At 58.4% G+C, this 13,665-nt stretch carries 19 protein-coding genes and 2 tRNA genes; 5 read left to right on the top strand and 16 right to left on the bottom strand.

Annotated features, from left to right (window positions below):
• The first annotated feature begins 18 nt into the window (after nt 1-18).
• A complete protein-coding gene (locus FKM97_RS13125; RefSeq protein ID WP_246105082.1) occupies nt 19-525 on the top strand; it encodes a CreA family protein in 507 nt (168 codons plus the stop codon).
• Nucleotides 526-620: 95 nt separating this feature from the next.
• Nucleotides 621-1,100 (top strand): hypothetical protein, encoded by a 480-nt coding sequence (locus FKM97_RS13120; RefSeq protein WP_144292858.1) that lies wholly within the window; start codon nt 621-623, stop codon nt 1,098-1,100.
• Nucleotides 1,101-1,283: 183 nt separating this feature from the next.
• Here FKM97_RS13120 and FKM97_RS13115 read toward each other — a convergent pair.
• The 3 genes from FKM97_RS13115 to FKM97_RS13105 form a co-directional block, all read right to left on the bottom strand.
• Nucleotides 1,284-1,359, bottom strand: a tRNA-Arg gene (locus tag FKM97_RS13115).
• Between the two features lie 19 nt (nt 1,360-1,378).
• The gene (locus FKM97_RS13110) at nt 1,379-1,684 is read right to left on the bottom strand and encodes an ETC complex I subunit (RefSeq protein WP_144292857.1); all 306 of its coding nucleotides are present in this window, start codon (nt 1,682-1,684) and stop codon (nt 1,379-1,381) included.
• Between the two features lie 21 nt (nt 1,685-1,705).
• A tRNA-Pro gene (locus FKM97_RS13105) sits at nt 1,706-1,782 on the bottom strand.
• A 277-nt stretch (nt 1,783-2,059) separates the two neighbouring features.
• On the opposite strand from FKM97_RS13105, the gene FKM97_RS13100 reads away from it, so the two are divergent.
• Together FKM97_RS13100 and FKM97_RS13095 are read left to right on the top strand one after the other, a co-directional pair.
• Nucleotides 2,060-2,305, top strand: a complete 246-nt coding sequence (locus tag FKM97_RS13100) for a hypothetical protein (protein WP_144292856.1) — start codon at nt 2,060-2,062, stop codon at nt 2,303-2,305.
• Nucleotides 2,306-2,529: 224 nt separating this feature from the next.
• Nucleotides 2,530-2,796, top strand: a complete 267-nt coding sequence (locus tag FKM97_RS13095) for a hypothetical protein (protein WP_205014974.1) — start codon at nt 2,530-2,532, stop codon at nt 2,794-2,796.
• 3 nt (nt 2,797-2,799) lie between these two features.
• Here FKM97_RS13095 and ligD read toward each other — a convergent pair whose 3' ends face one another.
• Nucleotides 2,800-3,723 carry a non-homologous end-joining DNA ligase gene (ligD, locus tag FKM97_RS13090; protein WP_144292854.1) on the bottom strand — a complete coding sequence of 308 codons (924 nt, stop codon included), beginning with the start codon at nt 3,721-3,723 and terminating at the stop codon, nt 2,800-2,802.
• 78 nt (nt 3,724-3,801) lie between these two features.
• Between ligD and FKM97_RS13085 the strand changes: the two genes are divergently transcribed.
• Nucleotides 3,802-4,695 (top strand): AbiJ-NTD4 domain-containing protein, encoded by an 894-nt coding sequence (locus FKM97_RS13085; protein ID WP_205014972.1) that lies wholly within the window; start codon nt 3,802-3,804, stop codon nt 4,693-4,695.
• Here FKM97_RS13085 and FKM97_RS26320 read toward each other — a convergent pair.
• The 12 genes from FKM97_RS26320 to FKM97_RS13030 all read right to left on the bottom strand — a co-directional run bounded on the left by FKM97_RS26320 (nt 4,674) and on the right by FKM97_RS13030 (nt 13,660).
• Complete coding sequence (locus FKM97_RS26320) at nt 4,674-4,832, bottom strand: hypothetical protein (RefSeq protein ID WP_170240900.1); 159 nt, start codon at nt 4,830-4,832, stop codon at nt 4,674-4,676. The two genes, FKM97_RS13085 and FKM97_RS26320, sit on opposite strands and share 22 nt — an antisense overlap.
• A 40-nt stretch (nt 4,833-4,872) precedes the next feature.
• On the bottom strand, nt 4,873-5,256 hold the full coding sequence (locus FKM97_RS13080) for a hypothetical protein (protein WP_144292852.1): 384 nt from the start codon (nt 5,254-5,256) through the stop codon (nt 4,873-4,875).
• Nucleotides 5,253-6,200 carry a C40 family peptidase gene (locus tag FKM97_RS13075; RefSeq protein WP_144292851.1) on the bottom strand — a complete coding sequence of 316 codons (948 nt, stop codon included), beginning with the start codon at nt 6,198-6,200 and terminating at the stop codon, nt 5,253-5,255. The genes FKM97_RS13080 and FKM97_RS13075 overlap by 4 nt, the downstream gene beginning before the upstream one ends.
• Nucleotides 6,201-6,208: 8 nt before the next feature.
• Nucleotides 6,209-6,397 (bottom strand): hypothetical protein, encoded by a 189-nt coding sequence (locus tag FKM97_RS13070; protein ID WP_144292850.1) that lies wholly within the window; start codon nt 6,395-6,397, stop codon nt 6,209-6,211.
• A gap of 20 nt (nt 6,398-6,417) precedes the next feature.
• The gene (locus tag FKM97_RS13065) at nt 6,418-6,807 is read right to left on the bottom strand and encodes a hypothetical protein (RefSeq protein WP_144292849.1); all 390 of its coding nucleotides are present in this window, start codon (nt 6,805-6,807) and stop codon (nt 6,418-6,420) included.
• 198 nt (nt 6,808-7,005) lie between these two features.
• Complete coding sequence (locus FKM97_RS13060) at nt 7,006-7,890, bottom strand: hypothetical protein (protein WP_144292848.1); 885 nt, start codon at nt 7,888-7,890, stop codon at nt 7,006-7,008.
• Nucleotides 7,891-8,060: 170 nt separating this feature from the next.
• Nucleotides 8,061-8,819 (bottom strand): hypothetical protein, encoded by a 759-nt coding sequence (locus FKM97_RS13055; protein WP_144292847.1) that lies wholly within the window; start codon nt 8,817-8,819, stop codon nt 8,061-8,063.
• Nucleotides 8,819-11,755 carry an SGNH/GDSL hydrolase family protein gene (locus FKM97_RS13050; RefSeq protein ID WP_144292846.1) on the bottom strand — a complete coding sequence of 979 codons (2,937 nt, stop codon included), beginning with the start codon at nt 11,753-11,755 and terminating at the stop codon, nt 8,819-8,821. The genes FKM97_RS13055 and FKM97_RS13050 overlap by 1 nt, the downstream gene beginning before the upstream one ends.
• A gap of 4 nt (nt 11,756-11,759) precedes the next feature.
• Nucleotides 11,760-12,083, bottom strand: a complete 324-nt coding sequence (locus FKM97_RS13045; protein WP_144292845.1) for a hypothetical protein — start codon at nt 12,081-12,083, stop codon at nt 11,760-11,762.
• 46 nt (nt 12,084-12,129) lie between these two features.
• On the bottom strand, nt 12,130-12,435 hold the full coding sequence (locus FKM97_RS13040; protein ID WP_144292844.1) for a hypothetical protein: 306 nt from the start codon (nt 12,433-12,435) through the stop codon (nt 12,130-12,132).
• Nucleotides 12,436-12,447: 12 nt separating this feature from the next.
• The gene (locus FKM97_RS13035; protein WP_144292843.1) at nt 12,448-13,251 is read right to left on the bottom strand and encodes a hypothetical protein; all 804 of its coding nucleotides are present in this window, start codon (nt 13,249-13,251) and stop codon (nt 12,448-12,450) included.
• A gap of 4 nt (nt 13,252-13,255) precedes the next feature.
• A complete protein-coding gene (locus FKM97_RS13030) occupies nt 13,256-13,660 on the bottom strand; it encodes a carboxypeptidase-like regulatory domain-containing protein (RefSeq protein WP_144292842.1) in 405 nt (134 codons plus the stop codon).
• Between the last annotated feature and the right edge of the window lie 5 nt (nt 13,661-13,665).

The following is a 13,665-nucleotide window of genomic DNA, read 5'->3' as shown; positions in this document are numbered from 1 at the left end:
CGCGTGAAAAAGGCTCTCATCATCCTGGCCGTCTTGGCTCTCGGTGCGGTCGCGAAGGCTCCAGCCAGCGCCGCTGCCGATGATCCGGAGCTGATCTTCAAGCGCTCCACCGTCTGGAAATTTCTCTCTCCCGATCACAAGCTGGCCACCTATGCCATCGACGATCCGCTGGTGGAGGGGGTCGCCTGCTATTTCACCCTTCCGGAAAAAGGCGGTTGGATCGGATGGGCGGGGCTATCTGAAGAACTCTCGGATGTGTCAATCGCCTGCCGTCAGGTGGGGCCGATCCGCTTCAAGGAGAAATTCGCTCAAGGGGCGGATATGTATTCGCAGCGCCGCTCGCTCTTCTTCAAGAAGATGCAGATCGTCCGCGGGTGCGACGCCAAGCGCAATACGCTGGTCTACCTGGCGTACACGGACAAGCTGATCGAAGGCAGCCCCCAGAACTCGACGTCGACAGTGCCGATCGTGCCCTGGGGCAGTCAGGGAGAGATCCCGAAATGCGGCGATTTCATGAACCCCTAGACGGCATTGCAGGTATGGTCGGGCGGCACCCCCGAAGGTTCAACGCTCCCTGGATGCGTTCGGGCGAGTCTGACCTGCTATACCGAGAGAAATTCATGAGAACATTGTTTGCACTGGCCGGCGCCGCCTGCCTTTGCCTCGCGGCCGCTCCGCCGGCAAAGGCCGATCAGACCTTCAGCATCGTGCAGGACAAGCCCGCACTGACCCATATCGATGTCGGCCCGTCCGGACCTTCCCACGGGGACATCCTCGCCTTCGAAGCCCCGTTCACGTCTCAGGACGGGGCCAAGGGGATCATGAGCGGGATGCTCACCACGGTGGACATGCCCGATACGGAAGGCGACCCCTTCCAAGACCGCATCGCGACCATCGTGCTGGACTTCGGCGGGATCGACTCGCTGGTGATCGGCGGAAAGTCTCTCTATGCAAAGGGCCAAGCTGAGATGACTGCCGATGCGCCGCAGGTGCGCGCAGTCATCGGCGGGACCGGCCGCTTCCTGGGAGCTCGGGGGCAGGTCACCACCACACGCAAGGACGCCGGCCATTACGAGCATGTGGTGCAGCTGGTCGACTGATCGCAGCCCTCTCACCGCCTTCGGCGCGGAGCATCGGCGGTCTCGTGCTGATCCAGCGTCCTCACGGGCATTCGCGTCGAGAGAGAGCTTCCCGCCCATGCCGGCCGCCGGAAGTCGATCCAGCGCGGTTTTTGAGCGTCTTGTGGATGGAGGAAAGCCCGCCATGGGATACGGAAGCAGTGATGGCGACCCCGGGAGGATTCGAACCTCCGACCTTCAGCTTAGAAGGCTGTTGCTCTATCCACTGAGCTACGGGGCCTTGGTGCCGTCCCTCCGGCTCAATGGGTCCAGTTGCCGACACGGCCCCATTTGAAGTTATCGGAATAGGCCTTCGGGCGCACGGGTGCCTCATTGTCGTCGAACACGCGAAAGGTGATCGCATGCCGCTCGGCATAGGCGATCGCCTCTTCCTTGGTGTCGAAATGCAGCCGCAGCTGCTGCTTCATATCTCCGGAGCTGGTCCAGCCCATCAGCGGATCCACCGTGCGCGGCTCCTCCGATTCGAACTCGAGCCGCCAGCCCTTGGTGTTCGCCCGTCCCGACTGCATCGCCGTCTTGGCCGGCTTGAAGATACGCGCCACCATGTCTCCACCTGCTCGGATAAGTGGTCGGGGCAGCAGGATTCGAACCTGCGACCCCCTGGTCCCAAACCAGGTGCGCTACCAGACTGCGCTATGCCCCGCGACCTCAAAAACTAGGGGTTTCCTTACGTTTTTGAGATGGGCAGTGCAAGCACTCATTTCTCTAAAACAGGAACATTCCGCTTCTTTCTGTGACTTTCGGTTCCGAGAATCGCGGAAAGAATCACAGAAGATGTTCCCTTGGCGTTCTCAAAGTCCGCGTCATGAGCGACCGGCCACTGGCGTTCGAGCTTGAACCTCGCGAGATCACAGATTTAAAAAGGGAATCAGCGGTATGACAGCTATGAGCGAACGTAGGTTCGTTTAGGAGAATGAAGAATGATCACCTGGTCCGAAGCAAGTAAGCAGCTGCGGATGGCGCAGCACGCCAAAATGATCAAAGACCCCGATCGCTGGCCGATGCCGCTGTTGCGCGTCAAAAGCCAACCCTGGGCGATACAGAACAATCATATGCGGTTCGGTCGCATTTCGTCGGCACAACCCACCACCGTGGCTATCGAAGGCGGAGGCGTTGAAAGCTTTCGCTCTGTCGAACAGCTGGTCGAGCGATGGGCGGTGGACTGATGGCCTCAGACACATCTGAAGAGCAACTAGTAGCCAAGTGCCTGGTGCTGTCAGGTTGCCACTTAGTAACCATTACAGCGGAAGCCGGAACGGCTCGGCAAGCCCTATGGATTCCCGACCCTGACGTTCACGACCCATGGGAAGACATTAGAGACGTGACCGAGGGCACGCCCAAGGCGCCGGACACTTCATTGTCGTGGCTGAACGAGGTATAGGCATGGGATATGAAGCCCGTGGACGATCCTGCTGCCGCAATATCAAAGCCCGCCGCCTATATCAGCGAGTATCCCAAGCCCATGGCGCATGTGCGCTGCGCCAGGTGCGACCGGACCGGTAAATATCGGCTAGCAACCCTCATCGAGAGATATGGTCCGGAGACCTTTTGTCCCGAGGTGCTGAGCCGGATTGCGCGGGAATCGGATTGCCCCAATGTCGAGAATTTCGACTGGTCAAAGCGCTGCGCCCTGCACTTCACTAACCTGCTGGATTGAAGGTCACTTATCCTCCCGGACCCCTTTGAACGCTGGATGTCTCAGCTTCTGGTCTGCGGTTGTCAGACCTCGATACTCCACCTCAACCACCACCTTCGGTTCAGTCCAGATGATGCCCTTCTGACGGAGGCCTTTGATCACCGGCTTGGCGATCGCGATCTTTTCCAAGCGCGCCTTCAGGCCCTTCGATAGCCGTTCTGACAGCCCGCTTCCGACGCCGCCCGCATAATGCAGGACACCATCCTCATCGCGTCTTGCCACGCGCAGCTTGTTCACAGAACCAGCAATGCCGGGCTCATAGCCGATGACCACGAAGTCGTCGCGCAACACGCACTTGGTCTTTAGCCAGGCCGCTGTTCGTCCGGAAACGTACGGAAGATCCTTCCGCTTGGAGATGATGCCCTCGAGGCCGAGCTGGCACGCATGACGGAACACTGCCTCGCCCGAGCCTGGGATTTCCTCCGAAAGCACGAGACCGGGATGTGCCGTGCGCTCCAGCAGCTCGACTAGGTACAAGCGACGCGAGGCCAGGGTTTGGCTGCGCAGATCCTGTCCATCCAGAAACAGCAGGTCGAAGACGTAGAGCACTACCTTGTCCGATGGTTTCCGGCCGCGGGCGATCGCCGCCTGCATCAGACCAAAGTCGGAGATGCCCTGCTCGTTGAGCACACAGGCCTCACCATCGAGGATGGCGCTCTTCACCCGCAGCTTGCCGGCGGCCTCGATGATGGTGGGAAAACGGTCGGTCCAGTCGAAGCCGTTGCGCGTGATCGCGCGTATGTCCTTGCCGTTGATATGAACGGCAAGCCGATAGCCATCCCACTTGATCTCGTGGACCCATTGCGGGCCCTTGGGCGGCTGTTGGACGAGGGTAGGCAGGGAGGGCTCAACACGAGCCGGCGGTGGAGAAGATGTACGCTTGGGCATGTCGCTGTTGACCAGGTGGAGAAAAAAGCCCGATCATTCTGCGCTCTGAATATGAGGGCAGACTTAATGGAGAACACCTTGCGTGAGAATCGCCCGACATTTGAGGAGCGCGAGGGCCTCATTAAACCCGCACAAATGCAACGAGGACACGTCAGCAAAGAAACGAGAGCGTTACTGTGGGCGATTTTTCACGAATGCATAAAAAAAGAAACCGACATCGACCGGAGGAGGGTTAGCGGTAGATTTAATCAAGCTGTTTTCACCTATTGGATAAGACGTTGCCACCGTGCAGCCGACGAATACAGCAGTAAAGCTTCACACGTTATCGAATTTGTGAAAAATATAGTAATGGAACAATCCTACGGCAAAACTCTGGGATTTTGTGAATTTGTGTTGTCCGTGAGGGTCGATTCGGACCTAAACACCTATATTAAAAATGCTTTGAGTGAGACTAAGTGCGCTTACCGGGTTTTTGATGGCGATCTCATCGCGCCCATAGGAGTAGAGGAGGAAGCGGACACTCTGGAAAGAGCCCTGAACGCAGCAAAAGAAAACGGATTTTCAGGCGTAAGAAAGCACTTTCGAAACTCGGCCCAGCTCCTGACTGAAGGTAAATTCGCAGATAGTATTAGAGAAAGCATCCACGCTGTGGCGGCCACCGCTCGCAGATTGGATCCCAAGTCAAACAACACACTTGGACCTGCTCTGAATATGCTCCAACGGAAAGGAGTTCTTCCAAATAACCAACTGAAGTCTGCGATAACAAGCCTATATGCTTACACCAACACCAGCGAGGGGATTAGGCATGAACTGTTCTCCTCCTCACAGGCCGCAGAAGACGAGGCTGACGCACTGTTTATGTTGGGGGCTTGTGCCAGCTTCGTTTCGTTTCTCATCGCGAAGGCTCAAAATTCCGGCATCGAGCTTCAACCCGAGTCGGCGGAAAGCAATCAATCCACCGGCCTAGAATAATCCCCCCTCACCCCCTCATACCAGCGGCCGCTCGCCACCAGCCTCTCATTCGCCGCCTTGGCCTCCGCCTGTTTCCGCGCCGCCACCAGGCGCGCATCCTGCCCCGCCTTCACGGGAGACAGCGCGATTGGCGCCATGAACTCCGGTTTCGTCGGCAGCTCCCTCCCGACCACCGCTCTATTGGCCGAGCACCCGCTCTGCGTCACGAGGACTAAGGATGAAGCTGCAGCTGCGAGTAGCAGGCTTGCCCGGCACCACGACGACCTCGGGCTCCGCTGCACGTTCTTCGGCAAGCTCCTGTTCATAAGCATCAAGGGTCTTCTCCCGGGTCTGATTGATATCGCGAAGCGAAGCACTCTCCTCGGCCGCCCGCGCTTCCGCATTGCGAGCAATCCGGATGTCTTCCCGCAGCGTGCGGATCTCCTCCTCGAGTGCTGCCGCATTGCATTTGCTCGAAGCGCTGGAGTAGCCCGCCCAATAGATGCCGCCGATCGCCGCCAGCAGCGCCAGCACCAGGCCCAGCACGCGGCCGAGCGGCGAGAGGATGAAAGCCAGGATCATGGCGTGCGGCCCTCCCGATGATCCTTCAGCCGCGTGAGCAGCGCGCGGCCGGCGAAGATCATCACCCCTGCCCCCACGGCGACCATGATGTAAGGCAGCCAGGGCCCGACGATGTCGGAGAGGTCCCGCAGCACGGACACCGCCTGCCCCACCACGCCCGTCGTGTCCTGGGCCTGGTCGAGCAGCGGCTTGGCGCCCGACACGATGCCAGTGCCCACCGCGACGGCACCCGTCGTGATGCTGCGGTTGCTGTTCTTCACGATCTTCGAATCGATAGGCGCGCCCGTCGCCCGCTCCGGATCGATGGGCCTGGCCTTCGCCGTCACGAACAGCGCGCGGATCGTGGCGTCATCCAGATCCGCGTTGATGGGCAAGCCCTCATTGTCCTTGAAGGCATAGAGCGCCGTGCGGGTCCGATTGCCCATGAGTCCGTCGAGCTTGCCGACCTCGTGATAGCCGAGATCCTTCAGCCGCCGCTGCACGCTCAGCAGGTCATGCGGCGGCTCGCCCGCCTCGCGCTTCACGGCGATGGGCCAGCGATATCCCAGCAGGTCCCTCTTCGCATAGGCGGCGACGCACACCCGATTCCCTTGGTTGCCGCCAAAGACCTCCACCTTGCTGCCAAGGTCCCGCAGAAAGAACGCGACATGCCCCTGCCAGCTCGAGGAGCCCCGCTTGAACACGGTGATGGCCCCCAGTTTCGGCTCCTCCAGCGGCTCGCCATACTGGAGATAGGATCGCGCCGTCAGCTTACCGGTGTTCGGCAGCCCGGCCTCCGCAAGGCAATAGCCGACGAAGGCTGCGCACCAAGCCGTCTCGTCGGTCTGCGCCTGGCCCGTAACGCGGCGGAAGAACTCCACGATCTTCGGGTTGTGCTTTTTGCCGGCAATCTCACGCTCGCCCTCATAGCGTCGCGCGACCTGCAGCCATTTCGGTTCAGCCATGGATCACCTCAGGCGTTGAAGCAGCGGGCGTAGTGGATCACCTGCCGGGCGGGCGCCTGCCAGCCCGGCGGAAGCGGATAAGGCGGGCCCTGGATGATCCGAGGCTGGGCTGCAGGCACAGAAACCACCAGCAGAGGAAGGCAAAAGGATCCCACCGCCACGGCCAGGACGGCCGCAGCGCCAATGCGCTTGATCATGTGTTTCTCCGGTTAAAGGCTCAGGCGACGGTCTTCGGCGGCAGCCGGTCGCGCATGGTGTCCATCCGCACACCCATCCGATCGACCGAGGTCTGCAGCCGCTCCACGGCCGAGACGATGCGGTCCTCGGTCTCACGCAGCACTTCGCGGGAGGCATATTTCTCGGCGTTCATGACCTGGATGGTCGAAATCGTCGTATTCATCAGGCCGAAGCGGTTATCCATATCCTTGCGGATATACTCTACGGCCTGCTTCGCAGCCTCCACCTCGCGCTTGGCATTCTCGACCTCACGCTTTGCATTGACTTCGGTGCGAATGATCCTCCCCTCGAGATACCGCCAGACCGCCGCCAGCACCCCGAGCACGCCGACGATCGCCGTGAGAAATTCCCATGTGATTGCCCCCGTCACGGCCCCTCCATTATAAAAAAGGCCGCAAAAGCGGCATCTGTTGTGGATTCAGTCAGAAGGAGCGTAGGCTATCTGCGGTGCTGATCCGTCACCTCAGCATCGGTCGGCGGGGCTCGATCAGGTGCCCCCATCTCTCGCAGCTCCGCCGATGCATCCAGGAAAACACTTCGATTATCAGTAGCTAGCCCGGACGGGCATCTATTGGCCGACCTGTTGTTCGACGAAGATCCCAAGAGGAATATTATCTGCAATAATCTGGGCGAGCTTGGGGGTAGAGTTGGCCAAAGGATGAATGTCGTCTTCATAGTCGGCAACTGACCAACGAGGATCTTTCCCAATACAGTGAATTGTGATGTTTGGCACCTTTGAAAGTCTGTCTGGGAGAGTAAAGCACGGCTTACCAATGCTGATTTCCTCCCTCGTCGGATAAAGAAACAGATCAATAGGCTTATCTAAGGCTTGCGCAATCAAGCTCAAATCATCAAGCCAGTCACGCCGCTGAACTCGCAGAACCTCATCCTGATCAAAAGCTGGCTTCAGTAGATACTTCTCGGCCAAGAACCAAACAAGAGACCATTGCCTCTCGAGCGGATGGGATATCGGATTTCTCCAAGACGAAGGGTCATCTTGGAAATCAAAAACGTTAAATATAAACACTATCCGAGCTACGGACCCCGCAACATCTGGAAACCTCTTTAAATACTCGATTTCATTCTGAACAGACCAACTTGAAGCCCCTATCGGCCATACCGGTACCTTCACAATATTCTCGAGCTGGGGACCCAACCTATCCTCTTGATAGTATTTGTTTGTCCCCATAACGATACTGTCGCCAACCAACAGAATATCTCTCTCCGGGTCTCCAGCAAACGGACGCGAAATACCCATACTCTTGTCGTTAAAATCCCAGTGGCTTTTTAGGAATAGAGTTTCACTTTGGTCTGGCTTGGGTATGTAACCGATTCGATCATCTGCTTCGTAGAGCGGAACATCCGCGACCCCGCTAATACGTACGAAACATTCCATCATAAGTGCGGCTACCGCAATTGTAGCTAACGTCACTATAACAATTTGTCTGACCATCGGAGCCTCCCCGCTCGCAATGGGCACGATAGAAATACATCACAAAATAAGTCAACATGTGTTACATAACTCCTACTGTATGCACTTGTATGTAGCGCGAGTTTATGAAGAAAAGTAAAGTATTTTCAGATGGATATGTTTTTCAAAATGAAAACGTTATCAACTTCGACTCAGAGTGATAAACCGGAGAAGTAGGCTTTAAGCCAATCGTAATGGGTTGTGAGCTCTTCGTCCGAAAGTCGACGGCTAAACAGGATGGACGCATAGATCCGAACTTGGGCGCCTAATTGGCTATTGTAGGATGTTCCAATTCTGAGCTTTCCGCCGATATCTGCTACTGTCACTGACCCTGGTGTGTTGCTGTTCACCGTCCCCATAGTCAGGTTATTGACAGTTCTCCCTCGCGTGGCGTTTTCAACACGGCCAGAGATCGCATAGTCCGCATTAATATCGCCGCCTGGATTGGCCTGCGCTGCGGTTACCTGGGTGCTTGTCCCGGCGTTGTTATAAGCGCTCCCGAAATTTGCCACCACCTTGCCATCAGCGCCAACGCCCGTGCTGAAAGACAAAACTGAACCGTTTGTGTTTCCTGCATGGAGTGTCGCTGGTGATTGATAGTTCGAGATCAGACTCGCTGCAGCATCCGATAGCGGCCGAGCCACCGCGATAAACGTCATATCCTCAGTGTGATCCACTTGAGTTTGCAAGTAGGCCACGCCGTTGCCGGTGAGAACAGCATAGTCGTCGCCATAGGTTGGCGAGCCCACCACTGAAGCATCCGCCTTTCCGGGTGCCCAGTTCTTGGCAGACTCAGCGGCATCTACTCCGAAAAGGAAAAAGCCTTCGAGGCCATCGGTAACTGGCGGAACGATTGAAGGCGCCGCCACAATTGCTGACATCGATAGTGATAGCCCGAGCCCCAGTCGCATCAGATCCATCCTCTACTTTGGAGATCGTCCACAACAGCGTTGCCTACTGCGGTGAGGGCGGCTTGGGTCAGATGCACCGTATCGAGCATAAGGCTCGCCGGCACGCATCCCGCCGCTACATCTGCGTCGTCCCCTGGAGATATGGCGAGCGAAAGCAAGGCCGGCATGGGATCGAGCAAACGAGTCTCATCGAGCCGTTCCTGCATCAGCGCCCATATTTGATTGCTGATGAAGGGATCGCCACCACTGGGTGTAACTGGGGGCAGGATCAGATACCGATCGTGACCCAGCGCGGCTATGATGCGGTCATATTGGTCGACATATTCACTAACAGTGTTATAGCCGTTGGCTGAGCCATCCCAGACTATCAAAGTTGATGCATGGTAGCCTACGTCGGCCTCCACTCTGTCTGCAGTCTGCTGCAAGGTTGAGCCGCTGATGGCCGTATTGATCAGGAGTAAGCCAGTGAGGCTACGCAGAGTGTTCGCCAGCCCCACGGCATTCGCATTGTAGCTGTCACCATCGGTCCAAAGGGGGAAATCCCCAACAAGAGCATCAAGCTCTGAATTGTTCAGATCGGCCTGATAGACAGTGACCCGCTTAAGATAGCCCTTGAGCGCATTCGCGCTGCTACTGCGAGAGGCACCGAGCAACAGATCTTTGAGCGGAGGGCGAATATACGTCGTAGCCACTTCACTACCGGACGAAATCTCCGAGCGGACGCGATTTGCACCAGACTTAAAGCGTGTGGCAACCTTCACATACTGGCCCGCTCCAACCGAGTTGCCCTCGCCCGTGCTGCCCGTGCTGACTCCCGCAATCTGCAGATACAGCCCAGGGACGTTTGATGAACCCACATAGTTCTGTGCACGGCTAATTGAAGTGCCGTCGGTAAGCTCTGCCCGGATACCGTTCGTGCCAAGATAATCCTGAGCAGCTTCTGTCACGATGATTAAAGGCAGCGTTGGGTCATAACCAATAAAGGGGAAGCCTTGCCCGATGTTGAAGGGATCAGCGTATTTTCCCTCGGTGAAGTAGGGAAGCATCTGCTCATACATTCGAGCTGACTCTTCGGCAGTTGGTGCGTAAGACTGCACGAGAACAACTGCTATGATAAAGCCGACGGCCGGATTGGTGCCCTCTGCCGACAGACCAATGCGCAGAGTAGCCGTTCCAGTATCCGTGACGCTCTTCGATGTGCCGGCAAAGGTTTGGCTTTCTCCATCACATCGAATTTCGACCGCGGTCGTTCCCTTCCGCACCAATTCAATAAAATGCGGATGCCCGTCATTTATCTGGAACGTGGATACAAACTGAACAGCCCCAGTGTCGGCAATTATAGCCTGAAGAAACCCGCTCTCATTTTGGGAGATCTGATATCGCCGCTGACCGCCGGGCGTGCCGCGGTCGGTAAAGACGCAGGCTCCAGTGGTCTCCCCAATGATCCAACACGCCTCGTGAATATCACTGGTGCCGAAATTGAATGCCGCATTGTAGGGCACCTCAAGATAATTGCTTTCTGAGAACCCGGTATAGCCGGCCAAGCTTGAGCCGGGCGCGACCAGCACACGCTCGAGCGTTCCAATTACCACCGGATGCTGTGCAGCCACGGATCGGTCGGCAGCCACGGTGAGCTGCTCGACAAGAACATCATCGTGGAAGGTCGTCAGCCCAGTGGCGCCATATCCGAGCGTCAGGACCAAGTTCGCACTGGACGCCTTGAAGATGACAGACCGTAACGCTTTGGTGAAGGAGGAATAGCTAAACTCGCCATAGGTCGTCGCGTTGAAAGCATTCCCAATACGCGCTCCCGCGCTTCCAGCGGTTCCTCGGCGCCCTGCCACAGAGACGCGGAAGAACTCACCCGGCGTGATCGTGTAGGATTTGGAAGCTACAGTAGAGTTGCTAGCGCCAGTGATCTGCAGCTCGCCTGAGACATCCACCGCTACCGCGCTGCCTGCCGCAACAAAACCGCCTGTTCCTGATGCAAAATCCTGCGCGTCAATTGTTGTCGTGCTGCCAACAAGATCAGTGAGATCATCGGCATTCTCGGCTAAAACGAGCTTGAAATTGGCCGGGTTTAAGCCTCCAAACGCCACGGGACCAAGCTGAAGCACGTCAAGCGCGGTGGTGTCCGTCATTGCCGCATAACTTGCTACAATGATGTCATCAGGCAGAGCGACGACCTCAACCATCTCGCAGAACAAGAAGTCGATGACCTCGCCAGCATTAGCCTGGATCTGCCACCCCACGCTTGAACTATCAGGGGTGACATTCTCTTGTTTAATCAACCGAGGTTCGCCAGCCTCAAATTCCTGCTGTCCAGCCGCATTCGACAATCCGATCGTCCCGGAACCGCCTCCAACCAAGGCGCGAACGGAATGCTTATTGGTGTTGCCGGACACGCCGCTGCTGGCAGTGGCCGGTAAAGCCCCGCTAGAATTGTCCAGGCGGTAGACTTTGCCGTTCGTCGCCACCTTTGCGAATTTGGCAGATGAAATCATGGATGGGTTGCTGGCGACAGAAAGAGTCGCCGCGGCATCCCCGCCCTTCGTGAGATTGGTCAGATCAATAAGATTGTACTTTGCGCACGTGCATTTGTTGGTTCGCGAAGCATCGGCGCGAAAGCCCTTTGGCTGCCCCAAAGCATCATATGGCTTCGCATCGTCATTCGCGGGAACAACGACCCAGCCTTGACGGCGTTGAACGATGCGCTGTCCTGCGCGCGCGTAAGAGCCCCGAAGTCGATTACTCGCCATGAACCTTTCGAACGAGTATGATGCTGCATCCCCGTCCCAGTAGCGATCACGGGTAAAGTCAGCATCAATCGATGCCTTAACGTCGCCTGCTTCTGGCACCCATCCTTGGCGCGGAACCGAGGATGGGAACTCAACCCCCAGGCTCACCCGCCGGACTGCTTTTACTGGCAAACCCATCAGGCTACACCCGTTCCAGCACTACAATCGAACCGATATAGGGCGTGATATCGGACGAATGGAGTTGCCACTTTGTGAGCCCGCCGAGGGGCAAAGCATCTGTTTGTTCTGCCGTCATCCGAGCGGTGAGCGTATCGGCCTCTTCATCAATCGTAAGTCCATCCCCTACGGTGAGCGTGATCTTCGCGCCCCGCGGTGGCTTGATGGACAGCGCCCAATCGTAATCGGCAAAGGCCAGCTCATTGCCCTCTTCGTCCACAAAGCTCGGCCCGAACTCTAGGCTCGGCAGGCTGTCACCCCTGAAGATTTCCCAATCATAAGTCTGCATGGTTTACCTCAGATCGGAGGGGAGCCCGATGCTTCGTCGACCTTGATCACACGGCCGCGATCACGGAAACGAAGGCGCCCGGCGTCACCACACCCTCGCATTTCTCGCCGGCAGCATAGGGCTCGTCATCCGTCGTCGCCGCCACATCGGTGTCGCCGAACCGCGCATGGAAGGCGACGTCGCAGGTCAGCGTGACGAAAATGGTGGTCGCCGCGAAGGCATCGCTCTTCGTCGCCCCGGCGATCGTCTTCTTCTGCGTCGTCACCGGCCGGGTGCGGTCGACCGTCGACAGGAACCGCCCGCCGGGCTCGAACCCGCCCCCCTGAAATTCCGTGATCCATACCGATGCCATGCCCTGACCCTCCTAAGTGATGACGACCCGGCCGGCGGCACCCTTGGCGCCGGCGGCATAGTCTCCCGTTCCCGCGGCACCGCTGTCGCTCACCACGATCGTGATGGGCGACATCGGCAGATCTCCAGCCGAATAGGTCTTGATGCAGCGCGCGCCGCCCCCTCCGCCGCCGATATAGCGCCGGGTGCCGGACGAGACGTTGCTCCACCGTGCCCCGCCCGCTGCACCGCCCCCCGGTGTATTGCCGGCGATGCCCGCTTGATTGTCCCCTCCTCCGCCGCCGCCGGAGGCCGTGGGCCCGGTTCGGGTCGCGCCACCATTGGGCGAGGCGCCTCCGGATCCGCCGGTGCCGTTGCTGAATCCGTTCGTCGTGCCGGCCGTGCCCGCCGACCCCGCCGTGTTCGTATCACCACCGCTCGCCGTGCCGCCCGCTCCACCGGAGGTGGCCGTGTTGGTAATCGCCCCATTGGAGGGCGCTCCGGGGCCCCCTGAGAGCGTTCCGAAGGTGGTGGCGCTGCCGGCGCCGCCATTGGTCGCCGCAGACGCTCCCAGGCCACCGGAGGAGCCACCAGGCCCGTTCATGTCGACGACCCCGGCGAACTCTGGCCCGGGGATGATCTCCCAGCTGCCCACCGTGCTGAGCGTCAGGGGACCATCCTCGTCGAGATCCCAGAGGGCCTTGCCCGAGACCGCCGGAGAGATCTTGAAGGCCCGCCCCGGCCAGAACACCAGGTCCTCGCCGTAATATCCCGCCGCCACCTTTCGCACGCCTTTATAGGCCGTGATGATCGGGACATCCTCGACCGCGAAGCCCATGCGATCAGGCCTCGATAATCAGATAAAGCGTGCCCTCGTCCGGAGGATCGAGCGCGTCATAAGCCGATTGCGTGAGCGTGACGATCTGCGAGACATCCTCGCTCTGCACCACGGTCCCCGGCAGCTCGATCTCATCCTGCTCCTGCAGCAGGCCGATGGCGACCCATTCCCAGACCCGCGTGAAGGCGCCGGATGTCGCCGAGATCTTGTAGGCTCCCCCAGCAACGTGGAACCGGAAGAACCCCTCCGTGTCGGCCGTGAACGGGTTGCCGAGGGAAACCTCCCCGTCACGATCCGAATAGATCGACACGATGCTGTCCGACACCTGGTCGCGCACCTCGATTGAGGCAGACGGGACCACGTTCCCCGCGTCGTCGACAACGGTTCGCTGAAAGGCTCCAAGGGCCATGTTTG

Source organism: Rhodoligotrophos appendicifer, from assembly GCF_007474605.1.
GTDB classification, from domain to species: Bacteria; Pseudomonadota; Alphaproteobacteria; order Rhizobiales; family Im1; genus Rhodoligotrophos; species Rhodoligotrophos appendicifer.
This window is presented reverse-complemented; position numbering and strand designations above follow the sequence as displayed.